Source organism: Carnobacterium sp., from assembly GCF_049673005.1.
Lineage (GTDB): Bacteria > Bacillota > Bacilli > Lactobacillales > Carnobacteriaceae > Carnobacterium_A.
Window position 1 is genome coordinate 1 of the sequence record NZ_JBATXB010000055.1, and the last position, 23681, is coordinate 23681.

Annotated in this window: 18 protein-coding genes; 12 read left to right on the plus strand and 6 right to left on the minus strand. The window is 33.2% G+C overall.

Translation table 11 applies throughout. The annotated features are described in order from the left end of the window. The 4 genes from WBF61_RS04615 to WBF61_RS04630 form a co-directional block, all read left to right on the plus strand. Nucleotides 1-717: glycogen synthase (locus WBF61_RS04615; protein WP_424254335.1), on the plus strand; the 717-nt coding region annotated here is incomplete at its 5' end. 120 nt (nucleotides 718-837) lie between these two features. Further along, nucleotides 838-3273: a glycogen/starch/alpha-glucan phosphorylase gene (locus tag WBF61_RS04620; protein ID WP_424254336.1), complete on the plus strand. Its 2436-nt coding sequence runs from the start codon at nucleotides 838-840 to the stop codon at nucleotides 3271-3273. Between the two features lie 25 nt (nucleotides 3274-3298). Next, entirely contained in the window at nucleotides 3299-5134 is a 1836-nt protein-coding gene (locus WBF61_RS04625; RefSeq protein ID WP_424254338.1) for a glycoside hydrolase family 13 protein, read from the plus strand. A 207-nt stretch (nucleotides 5135-5341) separates the two neighbouring features. Then, nucleotides 5342-7021 carry a peptide ABC transporter substrate-binding protein gene (locus tag WBF61_RS04630; RefSeq protein ID WP_424254340.1) on the plus strand — a complete coding sequence of 560 codons (1680 nt, stop codon included), beginning with the start codon at nucleotides 5342-5344 and terminating at the stop codon, nucleotides 7019-7021. 75 nt (nucleotides 7022-7096) lie between these two features. On the opposite strand, the gene WBF61_RS04635 is transcribed toward WBF61_RS04630, so the two are convergent. Continuing rightward, complete coding sequence (locus tag WBF61_RS04635; RefSeq protein WP_424254342.1) at nucleotides 7097-7468, minus strand: DUF4828 domain-containing protein; 372 nt, start codon at nucleotides 7466-7468, stop codon at nucleotides 7097-7099. A gap of 265 nt (nucleotides 7469-7733) precedes the next feature. Between WBF61_RS04635 and WBF61_RS04640 the strand changes: the two genes are divergently transcribed. After that, on the plus strand, nucleotides 7734-9083 hold the full coding sequence (locus WBF61_RS04640; RefSeq protein ID WP_424254344.1) for an aspartate kinase: 1350 nt from the start codon (nucleotides 7734-7736) through the stop codon (nucleotides 9081-9083). 45 nt (nucleotides 9084-9128) lie between these two features. Here the strand turns inward: WBF61_RS04640 and WBF61_RS04645 are convergent, their stop codons facing one another. Further along, nucleotides 9129-11027, minus strand: a complete 1899-nt coding sequence (locus tag WBF61_RS04645; protein WP_424254345.1) for a heavy metal translocating P-type ATPase — start codon at nucleotides 11025-11027, stop codon at nucleotides 9129-9131. Between the two features lie 388 nt (nucleotides 11028-11415). Between WBF61_RS04645 and WBF61_RS04650 the strand changes: the two genes are divergently transcribed. The 4 genes from WBF61_RS04650 (at nucleotide 11416) to WBF61_RS04665 (ending at nucleotide 15880) form a co-directional block, all read left to right on the plus strand. Next, entirely contained in the window at nucleotides 11416-12486 is a 1071-nt protein-coding gene (locus WBF61_RS04650; RefSeq protein ID WP_424254347.1) for a DUF871 domain-containing protein, read from the plus strand. A 19-nt stretch (nucleotides 12487-12505) separates the two neighbouring features. Further along, nucleotides 12506-13393, plus strand: a complete 888-nt coding sequence (gene murQ / locus WBF61_RS04655) for an N-acetylmuramic acid 6-phosphate etherase (protein WP_424254349.1) — start codon at nucleotides 12506-12508, stop codon at nucleotides 13391-13393. 33 nt (nucleotides 13394-13426) lie between these two features. Then, a complete protein-coding gene (locus tag WBF61_RS04660) occupies nucleotides 13427-14890 on the plus strand; it encodes a PTS transporter subunit EIIC (protein ID WP_424254351.1) in 1464 nt (487 codons plus the stop codon). A gap of 120 nt (nucleotides 14891-15010) precedes the next feature. Continuing rightward, nucleotides 15011-15880: a MurR/RpiR family transcriptional regulator gene (locus WBF61_RS04665; RefSeq protein ID WP_424254352.1), complete on the plus strand. Its 870-nt coding sequence runs from the start codon at nucleotides 15011-15013 to the stop codon at nucleotides 15878-15880. Between the two features lie 58 nt (nucleotides 15881-15938). Here WBF61_RS04665 and WBF61_RS04670 read toward each other — a convergent pair whose 3' ends face one another. Continuing rightward, complete coding sequence (locus WBF61_RS04670) at nucleotides 15939-16763, minus strand: undecaprenyl-diphosphate phosphatase (RefSeq protein WP_424254354.1); 825 nt, start codon at nucleotides 16761-16763, stop codon at nucleotides 15939-15941. 337 nt (nucleotides 16764-17100) lie between these two features. Between WBF61_RS04670 and WBF61_RS04675 the strand changes: the two genes are divergently transcribed. Further along, entirely contained in the window at nucleotides 17101-17610 is a 510-nt protein-coding gene (locus tag WBF61_RS04675) for a PTS sugar transporter subunit IIA (RefSeq protein ID WP_424254356.1), read from the plus strand. 101 nt (nucleotides 17611-17711) lie between these two features. On the opposite strand, the gene WBF61_RS04680 is transcribed toward WBF61_RS04675, so the two are convergent. Both WBF61_RS04680 and WBF61_RS04685 read right to left on the minus strand, forming a co-directional pair. Next, nucleotides 17712-18746 (minus strand): lactonase family protein, encoded by a 1035-nt coding sequence (locus WBF61_RS04680; protein WP_424254358.1) that lies wholly within the window; start codon nucleotides 18744-18746, stop codon nucleotides 17712-17714. A 242-nt stretch (nucleotides 18747-18988) separates the two neighbouring features. Continuing rightward, nucleotides 18989-21106: a CDP-glycerol glycerophosphotransferase family protein gene (locus tag WBF61_RS04685; RefSeq protein WP_424254360.1), complete on the minus strand. Its 2118-nt coding sequence runs from the start codon at nucleotides 21104-21106 to the stop codon at nucleotides 18989-18991. 241 nt (nucleotides 21107-21347) lie between these two features. Here WBF61_RS04685 and WBF61_RS04690 point away from each other — a divergent pair, with 241 nt between their 5' ends. Both WBF61_RS04690 and WBF61_RS04695 read left to right on the plus strand, forming a co-directional pair. After that, on the plus strand, nucleotides 21348-21707 hold the full coding sequence (locus WBF61_RS04690) for a PTS glucitol/sorbitol transporter subunit IIA (protein ID WP_424254362.1): 360 nt from the start codon (nucleotides 21348-21350) through the stop codon (nucleotides 21705-21707). A gap of 32 nt (nucleotides 21708-21739) precedes the next feature. Further along, nucleotides 21740-22936 (plus strand): AI-2E family transporter, encoded by a 1197-nt coding sequence (locus tag WBF61_RS04695; protein ID WP_424254364.1) that lies wholly within the window; start codon nucleotides 21740-21742, stop codon nucleotides 22934-22936. Between the two features lie 59 nt (nucleotides 22937-22995). Here the strand turns inward: WBF61_RS04695 and WBF61_RS04700 are convergent, their stop codons facing one another. After that, on the minus strand, nucleotides 22996-23619 hold the full coding sequence (locus tag WBF61_RS04700) for an FMN-dependent NADH-azoreductase (RefSeq protein ID WP_424254366.1): 624 nt from the start codon (nucleotides 23617-23619) through the stop codon (nucleotides 22996-22998). Between the last annotated feature and the right edge of the window lie 62 nt (nucleotides 23620-23681).

Consider the following 23681-nt stretch of genomic DNA (forward strand, 5'->3'; position numbering starts at 1 on the left):
ATAAGTGGGATTCTAAACGGCATCGACTATGAAGAATTTAATCCTGAAACAGATGGGAAAATCAAACATCATTTTACCGCTAAAGACTTAAGTGGTAAGGCTAAAGATAAATCGTTGCTACAAGAAAAAGTAGGGTTACCAGTCGAACCAGGTACTCCACTTATATCTATGGTTAGTCGGTTAACAGCTCAAAAAGGATGCCACCTATTGTGCGAGCAAATGGACGAACTGATGAAACGTGATGTGCAGATTTTGATTTTGGGAACAGGAGAAAAAGAGTTTGAAGATAAATTCCATTATTTCAATTGGCGGTATCCAGAAAAATTTAAAGCTATTATTGACTTTGACGTAGTCCTAGCTCAACAAATCTATGCGGGCAGTGATTTGTTTATTATGCCATCTGCTTTTGAACCATGTGGTTTATCACAGCTGTATTCTCTTAGATATGGTACTTTACCAATTGTTCATGAAACGGGAGGACTTAAGGATACGGTTATTCCTTATAATGAATTTACTGGAGAAGGAACGGGTTTTAGTTTTTATGATTACCGAAGTCATGTCATGTTGGAAGCAATTGATCACGCAATCTCTGTTTATTATGACAACCCTAACCAGTGGAGGTCTTTAATAAAACAAGCTATGGCGCAAAATAATAGTTGGGAAGAGTCAACTAAACGGTACATTAAACAGTACGAGTTGTTATTAAAAAACGAATAGATAAAAAAAGTTCTAATTTGATGAGAGGGTGTAAGATAGCTTATAACTTTACTTGGAATTAGGACTTTTATTTTATAGAAAATTGAATTGGTGATTAAACACTAGAGATGGAGGAGAAGAATGAATTTAACAGCAAACCAATTTAAAAAAGATTTTGGTCAAATGTTTGAGAATTTGTATGCTTTCGATATTAAAAATTCTACTCCCATACAACAATATACGGCTTTAGGAAACTATTTAAGAATTCTCTATTCAGATGATTGGAACAAAACCAATAAGAAATACTTAGGAGATCAAGTTAAACAGGTTTACTATTTTTCAATTGAGTTTTTACCTGGACGTATGCTTAAAAGTAATTTGCTGAATTTAGGTATTTTAGATACTGTTCGAGTTGGATTAAACGATATGGGATTAGATTTTGATAATATTGTAAAATCGGAAGCTGATCCAGCACTTGGAAACGGTGGTTTAGGTCGTTTAGCTTCTTGTTTTATGGATTCAATTGCCTCGTTAGGTCTACCAGGAAATGGAAATGGTATACGGTATCGATATGGATTATTCCAACAGAAATTTGTTAATGGGTATCAGGTTGAATTACCAGATAACTGGTTAAGAAATGGAAACGTTTGGGAAGTACGCAAAGAAAATAAATCTGTTATTGTACGTTTTGGAGGACAAGTAGGTTTAGTTAAAGGAGCCAATGGAAATCTTAGACCGACTTATTTCAATACACAAAATATTTTAGCGGTCCCGTATGATACAGGAATGGTAGGCTATCAAAATGATGTTGTTAATAACTTACGTCTCTGGTCTGCTGAAATTCCTCCAGAAGAAGAAATTCACTATCATACAATAGCTGAAAGAGAACAAGTGAATAAGATTACAGAAGTATTGTATCCAGATGATTCAAATTATGAAGGTCAAATTCTTCGTCTACGTCAGGAGTACTTCTTTACATCGGCTGGCATACAGAGTATTGTCCACTATTACAAACAAACAGATTTAACATGGCAAAATTTCCCTAACAAAATTGCCATTCACATTAATGATACACATCCTTCACTAGCTATCCCAGAGTTGATGAGAGTTCTTTTAGACGAAGAAGATTTAAGTTGGGAACAGGCTTGGGAAATCACAAAAAAAACAATGAGTTATACGAATCATACTGTTTTACAAGAAGCTATGGAGAAATGGCCGATTGATATGTTGAAAGATTTATTGCCACGTGTTTATCAAGTAATCGAAGAAATTAACCGTAGACACATCGATAAAAAATTGCCTTTGTATGGATCAGACTTAACTTATCGGACAGCAATAATTGCTGACGGCTATGTAAAAATGGCACATTTAGCAATTATTGGTAGTCATAGTGTAAATGGTGTAGCGAAATTGCATACCGAGATTTTAATGCATGATGTGTTAAATGATTTTTACCAAATGTATCCAGCTAAGTTCAACAATAAAACAAATGGAATTACACAAAGACGTTGGTTACATCTAGCTAACGAAGAATTAACAAGTTTAATTGATGATAAAATTGGAATAGATTGGAAAACAAATCCAGCAGAATTGAAACTGTTTAAAGCTTATATTACAGATCAAGCGACATTGAAGAAACTTGGAGAAATTAAATTAAAGAATAAAGAAAAATTTGCAGCTTATGTAAAAAATGAGATGTCGATTGATATAAATCCCGAAGCATTATTTGATGTACAAATTAAACGATTGCATGCTTATAAAAGGCAGTTGTTGAATGTCTTGCATATTATTGATCGTTACGTGCAGATAAAAGAAGACCCATCCTTATCTATTCAACCGCGTGTTTTCATTTTCGGAGCAAAAGCAGCACCGAGTTATGCATATGCCAAGCAAATTATCAAATTAATTAATGCACTGGCTAAATTAGTGAACAACGATAAAGATGTAGGCGATAAATTAAAAGTTGTTTTTGTTGAAAATTATGGGGTTTCTCTAGCAGAGCTCATTATTCCGGCAGCCGAAGTTAGTGAGCAAATTTCTCTAGCAGGTAAAGAAGCTTCGGGCACAAGCAATATGAAGTTAATGTTGAATGGAGCATTAACCATTGCTACTTTAGATGGTGCGAATGTTGAAATTCGAGATTTTGTAGGAGAAGAAAACTTATTTTTGTTTGGCTTAAATGATCAAGAAGTACAAACCTTTAATGAAAATGGGTCATACCACCCGAGAGAAATCTATGCAGCAAACCCGCGATTAGAGAAAGTATTAAATACGCTTATTGATGGAACCATTCCGGACATTGAAACGGAAGGACGAGCTATTTTTGATTCTCTTGTTTACCATAATGATGAGTACTTTTTGCTAAAAGATTTTGATAGTTATATAGAATCTCAAGAAGAAATAGATCAATTGTATAAAAATAAGACTAAATGGAATCAAAAATCGCTTATAAATATTGCCAGCTCCGGACCATTTTCAGCCGATTTTACAATTCAACGTTACGCTGAAGAAATATGGAAAATAGACTCTCAATTAGTTCATTTACATCACAAAACATTTTTAACAGAACCTATTTAATAATCGGACTAGAAAGGATTTAATTGTGGAAAAAATAACCTATCACTCATGGAAAAATGAATACAAATCGCCTTTTGGAGCTGTTAAAGTAAATAGCGAACTAACTTTTCACTTGGATTGTCCGTTAGAAAATATCACATCTATTTACTTGATGATTCATAAAGATTTTGGCGAAAGTTTTCAAATCAAAATGACAGCTATTACCCAAATAAGATATAAGGCTGTCTTTACAGTAACCAATGAAAGTGGTCTGTATTTTTACCATTTTAAAATCGACTATCAAGAAAATCACAATAAAAGGACAATTTACTATGGAAGTGATCCACACAATTTAAGTGGTGCTGGTACGACTTATTATGAGAAAGAAGATATCAACCAATACCAGTTAACGACGTATCGTTTTGATGATCCAGCTCCAGAATGGTACCAAAATGGGGTTGCTTATCAACTATTTGTTGACCGTTTTTATAATGGGAATAAAAATAGTGAAGTAAGTGAACGAAAGAAGAACTCGTTTATTTACGCTTCCCAGGAAGATTTACCAATGTATATAAAAGATGAAACGGGAAAAATTATACGATGGGAATTTTTTGGAGGAAATTTATTAGGTGTTATAAAAAAATTACCTTATCTTGCTAAATTAGGAGTAACGATTTTATACCTTAACCCTATTTTTGAAGCGCGTAGTAATCATAAGTACGATACTGGCGACTTTATGAAAATAGATCCAATGTTTGGTAGTGAAGAGCATTTTAAAGAATTAATCGCCCAGTCCGAATTACTAGGGATAAAAATTATTTTAGATGGTGTCTTCAATCATGTAGGTGCGGACAGTCGTTACTTTAATCAATTCAATTCTTACGTTAGCAATGGAGCTTATCAATCTATTGAGAGCCCTTATAGCGATTGGTTTACATTTGAACATTTCCCAGATGAATTTGATTCGTGGTGGGGGATCAAAGATTTGCCAACGTTAAATAAAGAGAATCAAGAAGTAAAAGATTTTATTTATGGAAGTGAAAATAGTGTGATCAATTATTGGTCAAAAATGGGTATCGGTGGTTGGAGAATAGATGTTGCAGACGAACTAAGCGATGCGTTTTTGATGGGCATTAGAAAAAGTATGGATGCTGTATCTACTGACTTAGTATTAATTGGAGAAGTTTGGGAGGATGCTACGAATAAGATTGCTCACGGAAAACGACGTCATTATCTTGAAGGGGGAATGATGCACGGAGTCATGAATTATCCTTTTAGAGACCTAATTATAGGATTGTTGGATAATCAACTAACGACTCAAGAAGCTGTTTTGATGTGTATGAAATTGAAAGAAAATTATCCTCCTGAGGCTTTGAAGAATAATTTAAATAATATTGGAAGTCATGATACAACTAGAATTTTTACTGCTCTTCAATTAAAAAGTGAAAAAGTAAAACAAGCACTACTGTTGCTATTTGTTCTTCCAGGGGTACCGTGTATCTATTACGGTGATGAAGTGGGCCTAAAAGGCGGTATGGATCCTGATAATAGACGTTATTTTCCTTGGGGGAATGAAAATGAAGAGATTCAGCTTTTTACTACCCAGTTAATTAAATTACGCAAAAAAGAAGTGGCTTTAGTGAAAGGCTCATTTCATACTTTTTCAACAGAACATATTTTTATTGTATTAAGGTATTTCTCTGTTGAAGAGTATGTTCTTGTTTTGGTTAATTGTTCTAAGGAACAGCAAGAATTCAACTCAAAAGATATAGCAATTGATTATTCATTCGAACAGATAGATTTTTTTGAGCAAAGCACTATTGACCGACAAAAAGTTTCACCACAAGGAATAAAAATTATTCTGGGTAGTGAGAATCTATAGAAGTCAGCTAGAGAAAAAGATTAGGAAGGAGGTTATTCTTTCTAATCTTTTTCTAATAATAAAAGAAAATATACAAAAAAATAAAAAGAAATTGACTATAACTATTGCTTTATGTGTTTTTTATGTGTATATTATTAGAAAGTTCTCATTTAAATAGAATCTAATTCTAATTTGATTGAAATAAAAACACTAAAGGGGATTGGGTATATGAAAAAGAAATGGTGGTATGCAGGTGCGGTTCTATTAACAGCCAGTTTATTAACTGCTTGCGGAAATAATGAGGACACAGATGCATCAGAAAGTTCAAAAGGTTCAAAGGATTCAAAGTTAGCAGATGAGCAGGTTTTAAACTTAGTTGAAATTGCTGAATTACCTACAGGTGACACAGCTCTTGCAACAGATACCGTCAGTTTTACTGTATTTAATCAAATTAACGAAGGGCTTTATCGCTTAGATAAAGATAGCCAACCAATTCCTGCTTTAGCTTCAGAAGAAGCAAAAGTAAGTGAGGATGGATTAGAATATACTTTCAAATTACAAAAGGACGCAAAATGGTCTAATGGAGATGCTGTAACTGCTCAAGATTTTGTTTATGCATGGCAACGAATTGTAGATCCTGATACTGCAGCACCATATTCTTATTTATTTGATGGAATCAAGAATGCCGCAGCAATTATGGAAGGCGAAGAAGATAAGGAAACTTTAGGCGTTGAAGCAGTAGGGGATAATGAATTTAAAGTAACAATGGAAAAACCAGTTCCATACTTTATTTCACTGATGGCATTCCCAACTTTCTTCCCACAAAATCAAGCGTTTGTGGAAGAACAAGCTTCTAAATATGGTACTTCAGCAGAAACAATGATTTTTAATGGACCTTTTACATTTAGTGATTGGGATGGAACAAATTTAAACTGGTCTTATGAAAAAAATGAAGATTACTGGGATGTTGAGAATGTTATTTTAGATGAAATCAATGTACAAGTTATCAAAGAAACAGCGACAGCTTTAAATTTATATGATTCTGGTCAACTTGATCGTGTGAATTTAACAGGTGAGTTTGCAAAACAGTTCCAAGGCAACGATGATTACGTTGTAGAAACAGAGGCTAGATCATCTTACCTTCAGTTTAACCAGGAGAAAAATGGTGAAAAGACTCCATTAGCAAATGAAAGCTTGCGTAAAGCTATCGCAACATCATTTGATCAAGAACTACTAGCTGATGAGATTTTAGCAAACGGTTCTCAAGTTCTCGGAGGATTGGTTCCGGCTGATTTAGCTGCAAATCCAAATTCACAAAAAGATTTCCGTGAAGAATCTGGAGACTACTTGACTTACGACAAAGATTTAGCTTTAGAAAATTGGGAAAAAGCAAAATCAGAGTTGGGTGTTGACATGGTAGAGTTAGAATTACTTGGTGATGATGATGAATCAAACAAAAAAATTGCAGCATATATGAAAGATCAAATTGAAACTAGTTTACCTGGATTGAAAATTAAAGTTAAAAACGTTCCCTTTAAGGTTCGTTTAGAATTACAAACAAAACAAAATTATGACTTTGCTCTAGGCGGATGGGGTGCAGACTTTGCAGATCCAGTGAACTTTATTGATTTATTAACGACTGAAAGCCCATATAACCGTTCTAGTTATAGCAATGCAGAATTTGATAAACTTGTTGAGCTATCTAAGGGTGAAAATGCTACAGACGTAGACGCTCGTTGGAAAAACTTATTGGATGCAGAAAAAATTCTGTTAGAAGAAGCTGGAGTTGCACCTCTTTTCCAAAGAGCCGCAGCAACTTTACAAAAAACAAATGTTAAAGATATCTATAATCATCAAGTAGGAGCTAAATACACATATAAGAATGCTTATATTGAAGCAACAGAATAAAAAATAGAACCTAGCGGCATTCGTATCAACGAGTGTTGCTGGGTTCTTAATTTTTAGACATAAAAAATAAGACGATTATGATAGCTCAGTTTCTCTGATAAGTTGATAATTTTTTTCGTCTGCTTCGTCAAATAAATTTAAACTAGTCTCTGAGAGTTTGGTCACAATTATTTCGTAACCAAAATGATCTTTAAAAATTAATTTATCCTTTTCAACAGAAATCAAATGGCCATTCATCATTTGTTTATTAAGAAAAACTTGTCGATTTGCATCTATTTGAATAGACATCTCAATAGGGGTATTTGGTTCAGAAACATGCCAATTGCCAATAAAAAAAGTAATTGGATCTGTTTTTAACTGGTGTTTCCTTGTGTTTTTGATGATATAAAACAGTCTACTCATAACAGTAAAGCTTATGAGCATTTTTATAAAATGCTTACGTTGCATATTTCTATCTCCTTTTTAAATTAGATGATTGTATGAATTCCTTTATAGATTAGCTAATAGGTTGATTGTCATTATTTCTATTATAACGTTATTTTAACTAGATACATAGAGACTAAAGTTGCAATTTGATGACAAAATAGAGTTTATTTAGCGACTAAGAGTAAAAAAAGATAAAAAACTAAATTTTTCTTTTTTAAACTTGATTCTTTGTCCAAAAAAAGAGAAGATAGAAAAAGAAATTTAAGAATAGAAAGAAGTGTATTTAATGAACGTAATAAAATTCGGGGGAAGTTCTTTAGCATCTGGAAAACAATTAAAAAAAGTACTTGCCATTATCAAGGAAAACCCAAATCGTAAAATAGTTGTTGTCTCAGCTCCAGGAAAACGTTCATCTGAAGATGATAAAGTTACAGATTTATTAATAGATTTAGGGACAGCTGCTCTAAAAGGATTGAATGTAGAAGATGAACTAGCACTAGTTCTTTCTCGTTACCAAGCGATTTCCAAACAGCTAGGATTAGAATCATCTATAATAGACGAAATCGAATCAAATTTACTGTTGTTGACAAAAGGGAATAAAGACAAAGCAGATTACTATATGGATGCATTTAAAGCGAGTGGGGAAGATAATAATGCTAAACTAATAGCTGCTTATTTTAATAAAGAAGGTGTGCCGGCCCGTTATGTCAATCCAAAAGATGCTGGATTATATGTATCAGATGAACCTGGCAATGCTCAAATTTTACCGGAATCGTATGCGAATTTATATATGTTGCGAGAAATAAAAGAAATAGTTATTTTTCCAGGCTTTTTTGGGTATACAAAAACAGGCGAAATATGTACGTTTTCTCGTGGTGGTTCAGATATTACAGGAGCAATATTAGCTAATGGTGTCCAGGCCTCATTGTATGAGAATTTTACAGATGTAGATGCTATATTTGCAGCTAATCCAACAGTTGTAATGAACCCATGTGGAATCAAAGAGCTAACGTATCGAGAGATGCGTGAATTATCTTATGCTGGTTTTTCGGTGTTGCATGATGAAGCACTTTACCCAGCTTTTAAAAAGGGCATTCCAGTTCAAATAAAAAATACAAATAACCCAAAAGCACTAGGAACAAGTATCTTAAAAAAACGCCAACTATCTGATCAAGGTGTTGTTGGTATTGCAAGCTCTAACGGTTTTTGTAGTATCTATATTGAAAAATATTTAATGAACCGTGAAGTTGGTTTTGGTCGTCGAGTCTTAGAAATTTTAGAAGATCAAAAGGTTAGTTATGAACATATGCCATCAGGTATTGATGATTTAACCATTATATTGAGAGATAATCAATTATCTAAAGAAGATGAAACACGATTGCTTAAGCGTTTAAAGAATGAACTGTCAGCTGATAGTGTAGTGATTGAACGGGAATTAGCTTTAATCATGATTGTCGGAGAAGGAATGCAACAAAAAATTGGAACGATGTCCAAGGCAGCAACAGCCTTTGCTGAAAATAATATTAATATTGATATGATTAACCAAGGAGCATCAGAAGTTAGTGTGATGTTTGGTATAGCAGCAGCGCAAGAAGAGTTGGCGGTAAAAGCACTATACCATGCTTTTTTTGAATAAAACTCTCCTTAAAATAAAGTAAGAAAAAAGAAGCTGGATAATATCCTAGCTTCTTTTTTTTGCTTTTAGCACATCTGGTGTTGACTTTAATAGTCTTAATCCATTTAAAATAACTAAAATGGTACTTCCTTCATGACCGACAACGCCTAAAGGTAAAGTAATGACTTGAAACAGATTACTGATAATTAAAATAAGAATAACAGTAATGGCAAATACAATATTTTGAATCGTTATCTTCTTCAAACGATTGGATAACCGGTGGCTGTATGCTAGTTGAGCTAAATCATTTTTCATGAGAACGACGTCGGCAACATCCATTGCAATATCTGTCCCGGCCCCCATTGCAATTCCAATTGAAGCATTTGCAAGAGCAGGCGCATCGTTTATTCCATCTCCAATCATTGCAATCGAACCATATTTTTCTCCTAACTCTTTAATGATTTTAGCTTTTTCATCAGGTAAACAATTTGCCTTAACTTCATCGACGCCTACAATTTGGCCAACAGTTGCTGCTGTTGCAGGATTATCACCAGTAATCATAATCGTATGAACACCTTGAGATTTAAAATAAGCAATCATTTGTTTAGCTTCTTCTTTTGGTGCATCTAGTAGACCAAAATAAGCAACAACTTGGTCATCCTTGCTCACATAAATAACTGTTTTGCCTTCATTTTGAAGAATATCCGCATGAGTGATAAATTGAGAATTATTTTTTTCTAGAACATACTCTTTTTTTCCAATTTTCCACTCACTGCCATATGCCATACCAGACATTCCGTGCCCTGTTCTATCTTTCATTTGTTCAACAATTAAATTATGATCACTCGTTTCGCTAAAAGCAGAAACGAGTGCCCGAGCAATAGGGTGAGTAGATGTTTTTTCGATAGCGACACAAACATTTATAATCTCTTTCTTATCCTTTTCTTCTTTAAAAAAAGACTCTGTTACAACGGGCTTACCTTCAGTTAGCGTACCCGTTTTATCAAAAGCAATGGCTTTAATTTGACCAAAATTTTCAAGATACGAACCACCCTTAAATAAAATACCCTTGCGAGCGCTATTTGAAATAGCTGATAGAGTAGCTGGTGCAGCAGAGGCCACTAACGCACAAGGAGAAGCGACGGTAAGCAATACCATTCCGCGATAGAAAGACTCATTCCAACCCCAGTTTAAGACGAAATAGAAGATAGCAATCATCACTGGAACAAAAATTAAAACAGTTAATACATATTTATTTTCAATTGCTTCAATCATGGTTGCTGTTTTTGACGGTGTACTTTGTGCCTCATCTACCAGTCGTAAGATTTTAGCAAATAAAGTGTCGGAGCTATCCTTAGAAACTTGCATAGTGATAGCTTCTTCTAAATTAATTGTCCCACCAATAACTTCCTCACCGGCAACCTTTTCAGATGGGATAGATTCACCAGAAATAGCTGATTCGTCAATTAACCCATATTTACTTAGCAAAACACCATCGATAGGAATATTCGTACCTTTAGCAACCATTAGTTTATCTCCGATAGTTAGCGATTCAGTTGGGACCTCTTTAATTGAACCATCTGGTTGAATCACCATAGCTCGCTCTGGTGTAAGATTCATTAATTCTGTTATTGCTTTGGTACTTTTATTTGTTGCGTAAACTTCTAGAGAACCACTAAGAGAAAAAATAAAAATTAACAGAGCGCCTTCCATCCAATACCCAATAGAAGAAGCTCCTAAAGCAGCTAACACCATTAATATATCAACATTTAACTTTTTATTTTGAATGGTGTCTTGTAGTCCTTCTTTAGCTTGATGAAATCCTCCGATAATGAAAGATGAGATGTATATTAGTGCTGCAATGGTAGGGGAATTAGAAAATGTAAAAAATAGACCAATCACTATCAATAATCCACTAATAATTGTCGCAACCATAGGCTTATTTTCTTTTAATAATAGATTCATTATTTTTGCTCCTTTTTTATGAATGATTATATCTGAATCAATCATAACACAAAAACGTTCCAGATTGTAATGATTATAAACAACTGAGAATGATTATCGTTATCAGTGCATAAAATAAGTCTATTTAAAATAGGTATAAATCTATTAAATATATCTATTTGCAAAAAAAAATGAAATTATATTTCATTAAAAGAAAGTTTTATGTCTTGGATAACATTTTGATTATTACATGAAATAGGTAATAGAGATAGAAAATGAATGTTTTTCCCTTTAAAAGAATAGGTTTAAAACGAAGAGGAAAAATTAATTATAATTTAATGTTGAAATATTATTTTAAAGTGGTATGATGTATTTATAAGTAAAGCGATTACAAAAAGGTGGTGTTTTTTTGATAGGTACTTCAGTCTTTCTCGGAGAAAATCTTAATGAAGCAATCAAAGAAAATTTAGTTTCAATGAAGGAACATGGTTTTACAGGTATTTTTTCATCACTTCATATACCTGAAGATGAAAGCGAATACTATCTTAAACGATTAAAAACATTAGGAGAGTGGGCAATAGAATTAGAGATGGAAATTATGATGGATGTGTCAGGTTCCTCACTAACAAATGTTGGTTTATCTTTTGATAGACCCAAAGAAATTTTGGAGACAGGCGTAACAGGCTTAAGAATAGATTATGGAATCAGCAATGAAGTCATTATAAAGTTATCAAAAGATATGAAAGTGTCTCTGAATGCCAGTACGCTTACGGAAAAAGATATAGAAGAGTTAATTGAAGGTGGTGCAAACTTCAATCATTTAGAGGCTTGGCATAATTATTATCCTAGACCAGAAACAGGTTTAGATAAAAAAAGCTTCATTAAAAAAAATCAATGGTTAAATCAACTAGGTTTCCGTGTTGTAGCTTTTGTACCCGGAGAAGATAAATTAAGGGGGCCTCTTTTTAAAGGATTACCTTCTCTTGAGAAACATCGAGCTATTCATCCTTTAGCAGCAGCAATTGAACTAATTGAAGACTGTTTTGTAGATGATATTTATATAGGGGATCCCGGCTTAACACAGAATACACAAATACAATTTGAATCTTATTTTAAAAATAAAACAATGCTTTTATTTGCTGAACAAGAAGCTAAATCGCTTTACGCTTTATCGGTAGTTGGAATACATCAGAATAGATGGGATAATGCGCGAGATGTCATACGTAGTGCAAATGCAAGATTCAAAAAAATGGATACTATTATACCAGAATCTCCGATTAGACGAGATAAAGGGAGCGTTACGATTGATAATATAAATTATGGTCGTTATATGGGAGAGATTCAAATAAGTTTAACGGATTTACCAATAGATGAAAAAGTAAATGTTGTTGCAAAAATAATAGAAAAAGACCAATCATTGTTGCAGTGGTGCAAAGGCGGGATGCCTTTTGAGATTAGATTAAATAACATTAGAGAGTAAAAAAAGGAGTTTATCAAAAATGAATTTAGAAAAATTAGCTACAGAGACAAGAAACAAACAAACCATGAATTTAGATGAATTATCTGTATTAGAAATAATGAAACGGATGAATCAAGAAGACCAAACCGTTGCAGAAAAAGTAGCGATGGAAATTCCGCAAATCACGAAGGTAGTAGAAGCTATTATAAAATCATTTAACCAAGATGGACGTTTAATTTATATTGGTGCTGGAACAAGTGGTCGATTAGGAGTATTAGACGCAGCCGAATGTGTCCCAACATTTAGTGTAGATCCTAGTATGGTTCAAGGATTAATCGCAGGCGGTATGAAAGCGATGACAATTGCAGTGGAAGGAGCAGAAGATTCAAAAGAACTAGCAGAAGAAGATTTAAAAGCGATTGAATTAACTAGAAAAGATATAGTTATTGGGATTGCAGCAAGTGGTCGTACTCCCTATGTGATTGGTGGTCTAGAATATGCAACAAAAGTTGGGGCAACTACGGGAACGATTTCTTGTAATAAAGATGCTGAAATCAGTAAATATGCACAATTACCGATTGAAATTGAAGTGGGATCAGAAATCCTAACAGGATCAACAAGATTAAAATCAGGAACAGCTCAAAAATTGGTTTTAAATATGTTGTCTACAGGAGCGATGATTGGAATTGGAAAAGTTTATCAAAATTTAATGGTTGATGTAAAACCATCAAATGAAAAATTAGAAGAACGCTCAAAACGCATTATTATGCAAGCTACAGATTGTTCTTACGAAGAAGCAAGTAAGACCTTTATAAAGTCAAATCATCAAGTGAAATTAGCTATTGTAATGTTATTGACAGATTCAACTAAAGAAGAAGCAGAAAAAAAATTAGTACAAGCAAATGGATTTATTCGCAAAACTATCTAATAGGTCAAAGGATAAAACTTAGGAGGGTATAAAATGACTGAAACTAAAGAAAAACGTTTAGCTAGAGAAATCTACGCACAAGTAGGTGGTATGGGAAATGTAAATAAAGTCATTCATTGTATGACAAGAGTGCGTATGGATATTAAAGATATTTCGCTAGTTGATATGGCAGGACTGAAAAGTATTGATGGAGTTTTAGGTATTGTTGAAGAAGAAACGCTTCAAGTAGTTTTAGGTCCTGGAATAGTAAATAAAGTGGCAAAAGAAATGGTAAAAATGGGAGGAGTCGGATTAGGCGAAACAATACCAGTTCAAAAAAACTCGTCAAATGAGACTTTAAGTGGTCGGGAAGAAGCTGAACGTAAGACAGCAATAACAAAAGCAGAACAGAAGAAAAAGAATAATACGCCATTCAAACGTGCATTAAAATCAATTGCTAATATTTTCGTACCATTAATTCCTGCATTTGTAGGAGCCGGTATTATTGGTGGAATTGCTTCAGTTCTGCAAAATTTGTTAACGGCAGGAGATTTATCTGCAGATTATTGGGTTACGATTGTTGTTGTATTAAATATTATTAAAAATGGTTTGTTTGGTTTCTTAAATGTCTATGTTGGTATAAACGCAGCCAAAGTCTTTGGAGCAACAGAAGGCCTAGGAGGAGTTGTCGCAGGAATTGTTTACTTGACTGGAATGAATCCTGAAATGCCATTACCAAATATTTTTACAGGAGGAGACTTAATAGCTGGACAAGGTGGAATTATAGGTGTTGTTTTTGCAGTATACCTACTTTCTATTGTTGAAAAAGCATTACGTAAAGTAATTCCTGACTCATTAGATGTGATTGTAACACCAACTATTTCATTATTGGTTATCGGTTTAGTAACTATTTTCTTTATTATGCCAATCGCGGGCGTTATTTCTTCTAGTTTAGTAGGAGCTATTACTTGGGTTTTAAACGTCGGAGGAGCATTTTCGGGTTTTATTCTCGGCTTAACATTTTTACCAATGGTGATGTTTGGTTTGCATCAAGTCTTGACACCTATTCATATTGAGATGATTGCTTCTCAGGGTATGACGTTACTTTTACCAATTTTAGCTATGGCAGGTGGAGGACAAGTTGGTGCATCATTAGCTCTTTGGGTAAAATGCCGTAAAAATAAACAGTTAACAAATATGATTAAAGGTTCTTTACCAGTTGGGATATTAGGAATTGGAGAACCACTTATCTATGCAGTAACATTGCCATTAGGACGTCCTTTCATCACAGCCTGTATTGGTGGGGGAATTGGCGGAGCAGTTATAGGCGGAATTGGTGGAATTGGTGCTACTGCTATTGGACCATCAGGAATTGCATTAATACCACTAATAGCTGATAATTTATGGTTAGGCTATGTATTAGGATTATTAGCTGCTTATATAGGTGGATTTGTCGTTACTTATTTATTTGGAGTGCCAAAAGAAGCTATGGAAGCAACTGAACTACCATCGAATTAGAAAATATGATTGACCTAGTTACAATAGATACTGTAAAATGATGAATTGAATGAATGAACAAAAGTCCTCTGAATACTTGTTTAGAGGGCTTTGGTTTTTTCTTGTGAGAGGAGTTTACCTATGCATAGAAATTTGTTATTCTTAATTCAGGAACAATTAAATGAATTACCAAAATCTGAAAAAAAAATAGCTGAGACAATATTAGAAGACCCAGCTGCTGTTATTCAAATGAATGCAACAAGCTTAGCTTCAAAGGCAGGATCAAGTTCAGCTGCAGTAATAAGATTTTGTCATTCAATTGGCTTAGCAGGATTTACTCAATTAAAGTTAAATTTATCAGCTGATTCTCAAAATATTAAAGAAAAACTTTATACTGAAATTCAGCCAGATGAAGATTTAGATCAAATTAAAAAAAAGTTTTTACTTCAAACTCATCATGCGTTTAAAGAAACAAACCATAGCTTATCTTCCAAAAATATTTCAGAGGTATCCAATTGGATTAACGGATGTTCCGAAATATATACTTATGGTTTGGGGGCTTCTCATTTAGTAGCAATGGACCTACAACAGAAATTTAGCCGTTTAGGCAAGACTGTCATTTGCTCTCAAGATCAACATCTTTTAGCTACTTCTATGTCAGTGGCTAAAAAAAAATCGTTATTTTTTGCAGTTTCTAACAGTGGAGAAAAACAAGAAGTAATCGCGTTGATGAAAATTGCCACTAATCTTGGGATGAGAACCGTTTCATTGACAGAAGAAACAGATAACTCATTAAGTAGATTTGCAACTATTTCGTTAAAAACAGCTAATACAAACGAAGCTCCGTTGAGAAGTGGAGCAACAGCATCTTTATTAACTCAACTGTATGCAATTGATTTATTATTTTATGATTACGCTACAAAAAATTATAATACAACATTAGAAAATTTAGAAAAATCAAAGGATGCAATTCAACAATTAACTCAGTTCCTAAAAAAAGAAAATGAATAGGTTTAATAGGATACAAAAAAAGGCTGAAACCAATTGTTTCAACCTTTTTTGTATCTTTTTAGCTAAATAGAACAAAATACCCAATTACAAGTATACCTAAAACAATTCTGTACCAACCAAAAGCTTTAAAGTCATTATTTTTAATGTAACCCATAAAGAATTTGATAGCGATAACTGAAACTATGAAAGCAGTTATCATACCCGTTAGTAAAATAGCTATTTCCAGTCCAGTGAAATCAAAGCCAAATTTAACTAATTTTAAAGCACTAGCCCCAAACATAACTGGAATAGATAAAAAGAATGAGTACTCAGCTGCTATATAGCGCGAAGAACCAAGTAAGATAGCTCCTAAGATAGTAGCCCCTGAGCGTGAGGTTCCTGGTATTAAAGAAAGGACTTGGAATATCCCAATAAAAAACGCTGTTTTATAAGTTAAATCATTAAACGTTTGAATAGAACTTTTGCGATCTTTATTGCGATTTTCAATAATAATAAATAAAATCCCATAAACAATTAACGTAATAGCCACTGTAATGTAATTGTATAGATTTTCGTTCAACCAATCATCAAAGATTAAACCTAACACTGCGGCTGGTAAAACACCTACAATTACTTTATACCAGATAGACATGGTTTCTTTTTTTTCAGCACTTGTTTTTTTAGGAGAAAAAGGATTAAGCTTATGGAAGAATAGCAGAACAACAGCAAAAATTGCTCCAAGTTGTATCACAACAAAAAACATTTCTTTAAATGCTGCAGAGGCATCTAATTGAATGAATTCTTCAACTAATATCATATGTCCTGTGCTACTGATGGGTAACCATTCCGTAATACCTTCAACGATTCCTAAAAAAATCGCTTTTAATAATTCTATGAAAATCATGTTAAACCCCTTTTATTTATATTTTAACAATACATAAAAATAAGTATACCTAATTTCAATCGAATTTCCAAATAAATTTAGAGTACGTTTTATTCTATTATTATTTTACGAACGACAGTAGTCTTCTTTGGGATAGTTTAACGTTAAAATATGAAAGCGTATTTTAAAAAAAATGAGTGGTGTAGGAAGTAAAAATAGTTCTGCCAAAAAATGAATTGTATGAAAACAGGCCTCTTTATCTTCAAAAAATCACTCATATATGGTATTATAAGTAAGAGACCTTTTATTCTGTTAGAATGAATGAAAAATATAAATGACTTAAGGGAGATGGAAAGAAATGGGATTATTCGATTTTTTAAAGAAAAAAGATGAAGCACCTAAAAACACATCAGTTAAAATCTACGCACCAGCAAATGGTAAAGTAGTTGCAATTGATGAAGTTTCAGATCCAGTATTTTCACAAAAAATGATGGGAGACGGTTTTGCTGTCATTCCAACAGATGGCGTAATTACCTCACCAGTAGTAGGGAAAGTTTTAAGCGTATTTCCAACTCAGCACGCGGTAGGGATTTTACTAGAAAATGGAATCGAAGTCTTATTGCATATGGGTATTGATACAGTTCAATTAAATGGAGGCCCTTTTGAAACAGTTGTTAAAGAAGGTGACGATATTGATGAAAACACAGTCGTTTCAACAGTTGATTTAGTTGCTCTTGAAGCAGCAGGAAAAGACAACGCAATGATTGTTGTATTCACAAATATGGATAAAGTTGCTGACTTTAACTTAGACACAACTGGACCAATTAGTGCAAAAACAACAATTGGTTCTATTTCAGCTAACGCATAAAAAAATAAAAAAAAGAACGAGCCGCTAAAATAGTGGCTCGTTCTTTTCTTTTGAAAAATACGAATAAGTTAGATGTAAATTAGCTAGTCATCTTTAGTTGATTATTTGAAGAGTACGCAAACACATTCAGGAGCATAACAATCTTTTTGAAGTAGGGATAACTTACCAGTCGTTTCATTGCGTTCGAATAACGTTAGGTTATCAGATTCTTGGTGTGCTACCACAACAAATTTTCCTGTAGGATCAATATCGAAGTCACGTGGGAAGATTCCTTCAGAAGGAACGATTTCAACTAATTTCAAGAAAAAGTCTGTTTGTGAAACTTCAAATATAGCAATCGAATCATGTCCACGGTTAGAAGCGTATACAAATTTACCATCTTTTGAAATACGAATAGCTGCTCCACCATTAAATTCATTGTACTCATTTGGAAGTGTAGGAATGGTTTGAACAGCTGTAAACACTCCAGTAGTTGAATCATAGCGCAAAGTTAAAACTTCACTACTTAACTCTCCAAATAAATAAGCTATTTCTTGATTTGGATGGAAAACTAAGTGACGAGGACCAGTTCCTGGTGCAATATCTAGACGACTAACTTCAGATAGTTTACCATTACTATCTACTGAGTAAGTGTAAACAGCATCTGTACCAAGATCACAAGCAATGACATAACGTCCATCCGGAGAAAGATCAAAGTAATGAGCATGAGCTGATTTTTGATTTTCATGAACACTTGATCCAAGATGTTTGACAGTATCTAATAAAACTAACTGACCGTCATTATCTGTTTTCATAACGGAAACTTCACCTTTATGGTAGTTAGCAGTATAAACAAATGAACGAATTTTATCGTAGCTTACATAGCAAGGAGGAGCTCCTTCAGCCGAAACAACCCCAGACTTGATTATTTCATCGGATTCATTCCTCTTAAAAGCAACAAGTGCTCCGTTACCATTTTCTTTTGAAATAGAATACAATCTATTTTTATCGTCAGATAAAGTTAAGTATGTTGGGTTATCTGCTCGTACAAGAAAAGTTCGATTAGTTAGCCTTTTACTAGCCGTATCTAACTGTATCTTATAGATACCTTTACTATCTTTCTTAGTGTAGCTACCTAAATAAATCGTTTCTTTCATGGAATATTCCTCCTAAAAAAATTTTTATAGCCTAAAATAACTATAGCATAGAATAATAAAACAATAATAATAGTAAGGTAAAAAAGAAAAGAAACAACTCGAAACTAAAAAATGACAACAGAGAAATGTTAAAATAAAGAAATCGTATGAAATCAATTAAGTTAATACAGATACCATACGATTTTTATTTAGCTAATGGATAACAGATTTCATTTTACAGCGCATCTTTTTTACTATAACGTTCATTTTTTTGATAATAAGTTTGAAACAGCATCATAGATACGAAGGTTTGATTGAGTATCGCTGTATTCAAGCAATGCGTCAGCTTTTTTGCGATTTCTATGACTCATTTTAAAGTCATTTTGTCCAAGTTGATTCAACAAATAAATTAAATCGTTTTCGTTAGTAGTTACTTCTCCAGGTAATTCATTAGAATAAAGATCATTCATTGATTGTGACGCTTTAATATCAGGACCATGAACTTCAGGTTGGAAAAAACAAACAGGCTTAGATAAAAAACTAAAATCAAAAGCTAGCGGGTGATAATCAGTAACAAAGACTTTGCTCTCGCTTAGTAACGGAAGCAGCTCTATTTGGTCTTGTAAAACGACGGAACAGCCTAATTCGATAAGTTGATCAAAATAGCCAACCATAGCATGAGGCAAAGCGATAAGTACGTCTAAGTCATAGGTTGCTATAAATTCTTTAAAGTCCTTGTGCTTTATTACCGCAATAAACCTTTCTGCAGTTCGTTTGGTAGATTCTGTTTGGTACTGTAATCCAATTTCTTGTTCAGCTGGGAAAAATAATAGTTGATTTTGTAGTTGTATAGAACAATCTTTAGATAGTAATTGATCAAAACGCGCTAAACCGGATAAAGCTAATTGTTGTTCAGGGTAGCCAAGTGTATCAATAGCGTATCTTTTTTCATGTTTAGAGCTGACTAAGAACAAATCATTTTTAAACACCTTAGTTGAAAAACCATAAGACTGCTTAAAAGATTGCAAACCAAGAACGTTATTTTGTAGCAAGACTCTTCTCGCTCCGATAATATCAAACCATAAAGGATTGCGAGTCGGATAAATATGATAGGGTGCTTGAGTAGTTAAAATAACTTTAGCTTTTAATAAATATTGGATGTATTTTTTTGATTTAAATAATAAAATACGATCATTATCAAATGAAATCGCCTTTTCATAATCTGTAGAATCTTTATCTAAAATATAAAAAGCATTAATTTCAGGATGATTTTTACGTAAATAACAGAAAAATAGCCAGCCATTATTACGGGCTTCAAGCGGTTTTTCTCCAATAATCCAATAGTCCTTATCGCTAAAAAAGGGCTTGATAAATCGCGAGACTAATCTAAGTTCTTTGTAGTACTCATAAACTTCTTTTTCATATTTTGTTGCCGCTAAAAAAAGTCCGTTATGTTGATCTGTAAAATTAGGTGCAAAAAGATAAACAGATTTTCCGTAAGCTACTTCTTGAGAATGAAATAATTTCCGTGACTTCACATCCTGTGGACCTGCAACTCTCACGATAGTTGGTTCAAATAGCCCGTTTAGGTAAATCTCGAAATAAAAATCAAAATCTTCATCGCCATTCCCGCGAACAAATAATTCAGTAGCGAGTAAATTTAAGTCAACCGAAATGGTATAATTGTAATGGTAAAGATGTTTTCCTTGTTCTAATTCTTCTAATTGATGGTTTGAATGTAGAACAATTTTATAATCAGAGTTACGTCCAACTAACACCGTATCGATTCTATTTATCGGGATAGCCATAGTTACTAATTTACCATCAATGACTAAAAGATTGTTTTTTTGAGGTTCAATAGAGTCAATTTTACTTGAATGGATGTAACGAATACTTCGCACTGGAATATTTACTGTAAAACAAAACCCATTATTTTTACGACTAAAATAAGGATAAACATCATTTTCTTGATCTCTAAATTGTGATAAACCAATCGAATTAAAGTGATCAAATAAATTCAAGGAAAGAGGTTCATCTTTTTTTACCCATTCAGAATCTTGTAGGTAATGCACAGTATAATAAAATTCATAGTGTGCTTTAGGGTTAAGATGAGTATGCTGGCGAATGAACTCGCGAATGCTCAGAGAGAAACGATAGCTAGAGTCGTTTATTTTCTCAGCTAAAAAAGGGTAGTGTTCACCCGTTTCACGATGTAAAATATAAAACTCGTCCAGTTTAGCTGATTGATGTGTTGAAAGAGTTACAGATGTTGTGATGGTATCGTCAATTTTTTGAATAGTAAAAGTAGGATGCTTTATTTTATCTTTTATTAGCTTTTGATTGGTTTCTTCATCAAGTTGAATGTCTTTAATAGATGACATAAAATGGTACCTCCATTATCGCGTAATTAACGCTCGTTCATTTGCCTTATCATACCAGTCTGTTGATAAGTAGGCAAACGATTTTCGTTAAATACTAAGGACTTTTAAATAGTAAATCGCTAAAACAAGGAGCATACTAAAGAACAAGCTCAAAAGAAGGTTTTCTTTACCATTCTAATCTAGGATATGCTAAAATAAAATAACGATTAAAAAATGAAGATTTAAGGAAGGAATGAACTTAATGTTAGTAAGTACAGTTACATCTATAGGTAAATACGCTATTTCTAAGAAGGATCCAATCATTATATTATTTGGAGAACAAGCAACAGAGGATCTTCGTTCGGTCTCAATTATTCAATCTTTTAAAGAGAATCAAAGTAGAGTAGAGTTGGAGCCTGGAAAGTCAGTTTTTTTTGATGATCAAGAATATACTATTTTAGAAGTTGGTAGTTTAGCTAATGAGAATTTAAATACGATAGGCCACGTTACATTAGATTTTTCAGAAGTACCCGAAGAAGATAGGTTAGCAAATGGGCTATATTTAACACCTTTTAAATTGCCGAAAATTGAAATTGGTTCAACCATCCATTACGCGAAATAAATTAGTTTTAGTCATTAAAAGGAGTGAGACGGATGAAACAAGAAGAATCAGTGACTATTAAGCATGCTGCTACCTGGTTTTGGAAATGGATTTTAAATAATAAAGTCGTCTCGATTTTACTTATATCATTATTAGTCCTACTAAATGTATTAGCCTTTAGTAAAATAGCTTATATTTTTAATCCGTTAAAAGACTTTATAAGCGTTATAGGTTTACCCATTTTAATGGCAGGGATTCTTTATTATTTAGTTAATCCTCTTATCGATTGGATGGAAACTAAAAAAGTACCTCGTATGGCAGCTATTTTTCTTGTTTTTATGATTATTATTGCTCTTATTGTATGGGGTGCAACAACACTAATTCCAGTTATTAGAGAACAAACATTGGGCTTAATAAAAGACTGGCCAACTTACTGGGACACATTAGTTTCACAAGTTGATAGTTTGTTAAGAAGTGATATACTTTCTCAATTTCAACAACAAGTGAATGAAATTACTGAAAATGTTATGTCATCTATTTCAAAACAAGCTACTAATTTAGTTAATACAACCGTTTCTGGAATAGGCAGTGTCGTTGGGGTAGTAACAAATATAGTGGTTGCGTTAATTACAATGCCGTTTATTCTTTTTTATCTATTAAAAGATGGGAAAAAATTGCCGTATACGATTATGAAAGTTGTCCCATCAAAATTGAGAGTGTCAACTTATAAGTTACTAGGAGAAATTAACAACCAAATTAGCCAATATATACGCGGACAATTGGTTGTGGCTTTTTTTGTAGCACTAATGTTTTGGATAGGTTTTGCAATTGTTGGATTGGAATACGCTGTAACGTTAGGAGTTTTAGCTGGTTTCTTGAATTTAATCCCTTATCTGGGATCATTTATAGCAATGGTTCCAGTTCTTATTATTGCTTTTGTTACTTCTCCAGCAATGTTAATTAAAGTATTAATTGTTTTTGGAATCGAGCAGATGATTGAAGGAAGAGTTATTCAACCTCAGATTCTAGGAAGTAATTTAGACATTCATCCAATTACAATTATATTTGTTTTATTAACGTCTGGAAAGATATTTGGTATACCTGGCGTTATTTTGGGTATTCCTGGGTATGCTGTTTTAAAAGTAATTATTAACCATGTGTTTAACTGGTACAAAAAAAATTCGGGACTGTACAAAGATGATTTTAATCCTGCGATTAAATCAATCGTAATAAGTAAAAAAGAGTCATAAAAATCACCTAATAAAAAAAGGAATTGAGGCATACCTCGATTCCTTTTTTTTACTCTTTATTAAAAAGTTTTACCTAAATGAATTGATTTTTCAATCGCATCGGCCATAATTTGTGGAGCAGACTCAGGTGCGTGATCCATACCTTCAGCAAATAACTCTTGAAAGTCAGACACACCAATAAAATTAAAAATCGTTTTAATATAAACACTTGCTGGATCTTTTCCAGCATAAACTCCACCACTTGATTGAATATGTAACATTTTTTTATCGTTAACTAAACCATAAGGATGGCCAGATTCATCGTATTTAAAAGTTTTACCAGCAACGTTTGTCGTGTCTATCCAAGCTTTCAAGCGGGCAGGTACATTTAAATTCCACAAAGGGTTAGCAATAACTATTTTATCAGCAGATAAAAAGTTTTCAGTGTAGCCATTAAATAAACTTACTTTCTCTTGTTGTTCTTCTTCTAATTCATCAAAAGCTATTCCTTCACTTAGTGATTTCCAAGCATTTAGTAAATGACGATCAATCTCAGGAACAGCCATTTCGTATAAATTAATGTCTTCAATAACATCATTTGGATTTTCTTGCCTATAGGATTCAATGAAAACATCAGTAACAGCCATTGATCTTGATGCTTCTCCAGTGTAAGGGTGAGCCCGTACAATTAATAATTTTGTCATAATAAAGTCCTACTTTCTTTATGTTAGTTTTAAAAAATCTAAGTTTGGTTACCTATCTAGTT

Excerpts from the sequence above, each read along its gene's own strand:
- WBF61_RS04630 (WP_424254340.1), top strand. The coding sequence starts at position 5,342 with ATGAAAAAGAAATGGTGGTATGCAGGTGCGGTTCTATTAACAGCCAGT.
- WBF61_RS04695 (WP_424254364.1), top strand. The coding sequence starts at position 21,740 with ATGAAACAAGAAGAATCAGTGACTATTAAGCATGCTGCTACCTGGTTT.
- WBF61_RS04690 (WP_424254362.1), top strand. The coding sequence starts at position 21,348 with ATGTTAGTAAGTACAGTTACATCTATAGGTAAATACGCTATTTCTAAG.
- WBF61_RS04620 (WP_424254336.1), top strand. The coding sequence starts at position 838 with ATGAATTTAACAGCAAACCAATTTAAAAAAGATTTTGGTCAAATGTTT.
- WBF61_RS04645 (WP_424254345.1), bottom strand. The coding sequence starts at position 11,027 with ATGAATCTATTATTAAAAGAAAATAAGCCTATGGTTGCGACAATTATT.
- WBF61_RS04675 (WP_424254356.1), top strand. The coding sequence starts at position 17,101 with ATGGGATTATTCGATTTTTTAAAGAAAAAAGATGAAGCACCTAAAAAC.
- WBF61_RS04680 (WP_424254358.1), bottom strand. The coding sequence starts at position 18,746 with ATGAAAGAAACGATTTATTTAGGTAGCTACACTAAGAAAGATAGTAAA.
- WBF61_RS04670 (WP_424254354.1), bottom strand. The coding sequence starts at position 16,763 with ATGATTTTCATAGAATTATTAAAAGCGATTTTTTTAGGAATCGTTGAA.
- WBF61_RS04660 (WP_424254351.1), top strand. The coding sequence starts at position 13,427 with ATGACTGAAACTAAAGAAAAACGTTTAGCTAGAGAAATCTACGCACAA.
- WBF61_RS04640 (WP_424254344.1), top strand. The coding sequence starts at position 7,734 with ATGAACGTAATAAAATTCGGGGGAAGTTCTTTAGCATCTGGAAAACAA.
- WBF61_RS04700 (WP_424254366.1), bottom strand. The coding sequence starts at position 23,619 with ATGACAAAATTATTAATTGTACGGGCTCACCCTTACACTGGAGAAGCA.
- murQ (WP_424254349.1), top strand. The coding sequence starts at position 12,506 with ATGAATTTAGAAAAATTAGCTACAGAGACAAGAAACAAACAAACCATG.
- WBF61_RS04685 (WP_424254360.1), bottom strand. The coding sequence starts at position 21,106 with ATGTCATCTATTAAAGACATTCAACTTGATGAAGAAACCAATCAAAAG.
- WBF61_RS04665 (WP_424254352.1), top strand. The coding sequence starts at position 15,011 with ATGCATAGAAATTTGTTATTCTTAATTCAGGAACAATTAAATGAATTA.
- WBF61_RS04635 (WP_424254342.1), bottom strand. The coding sequence starts at position 7,468 with ATGCAACGTAAGCATTTTATAAAAATGCTCATAAGCTTTACTGTTATG.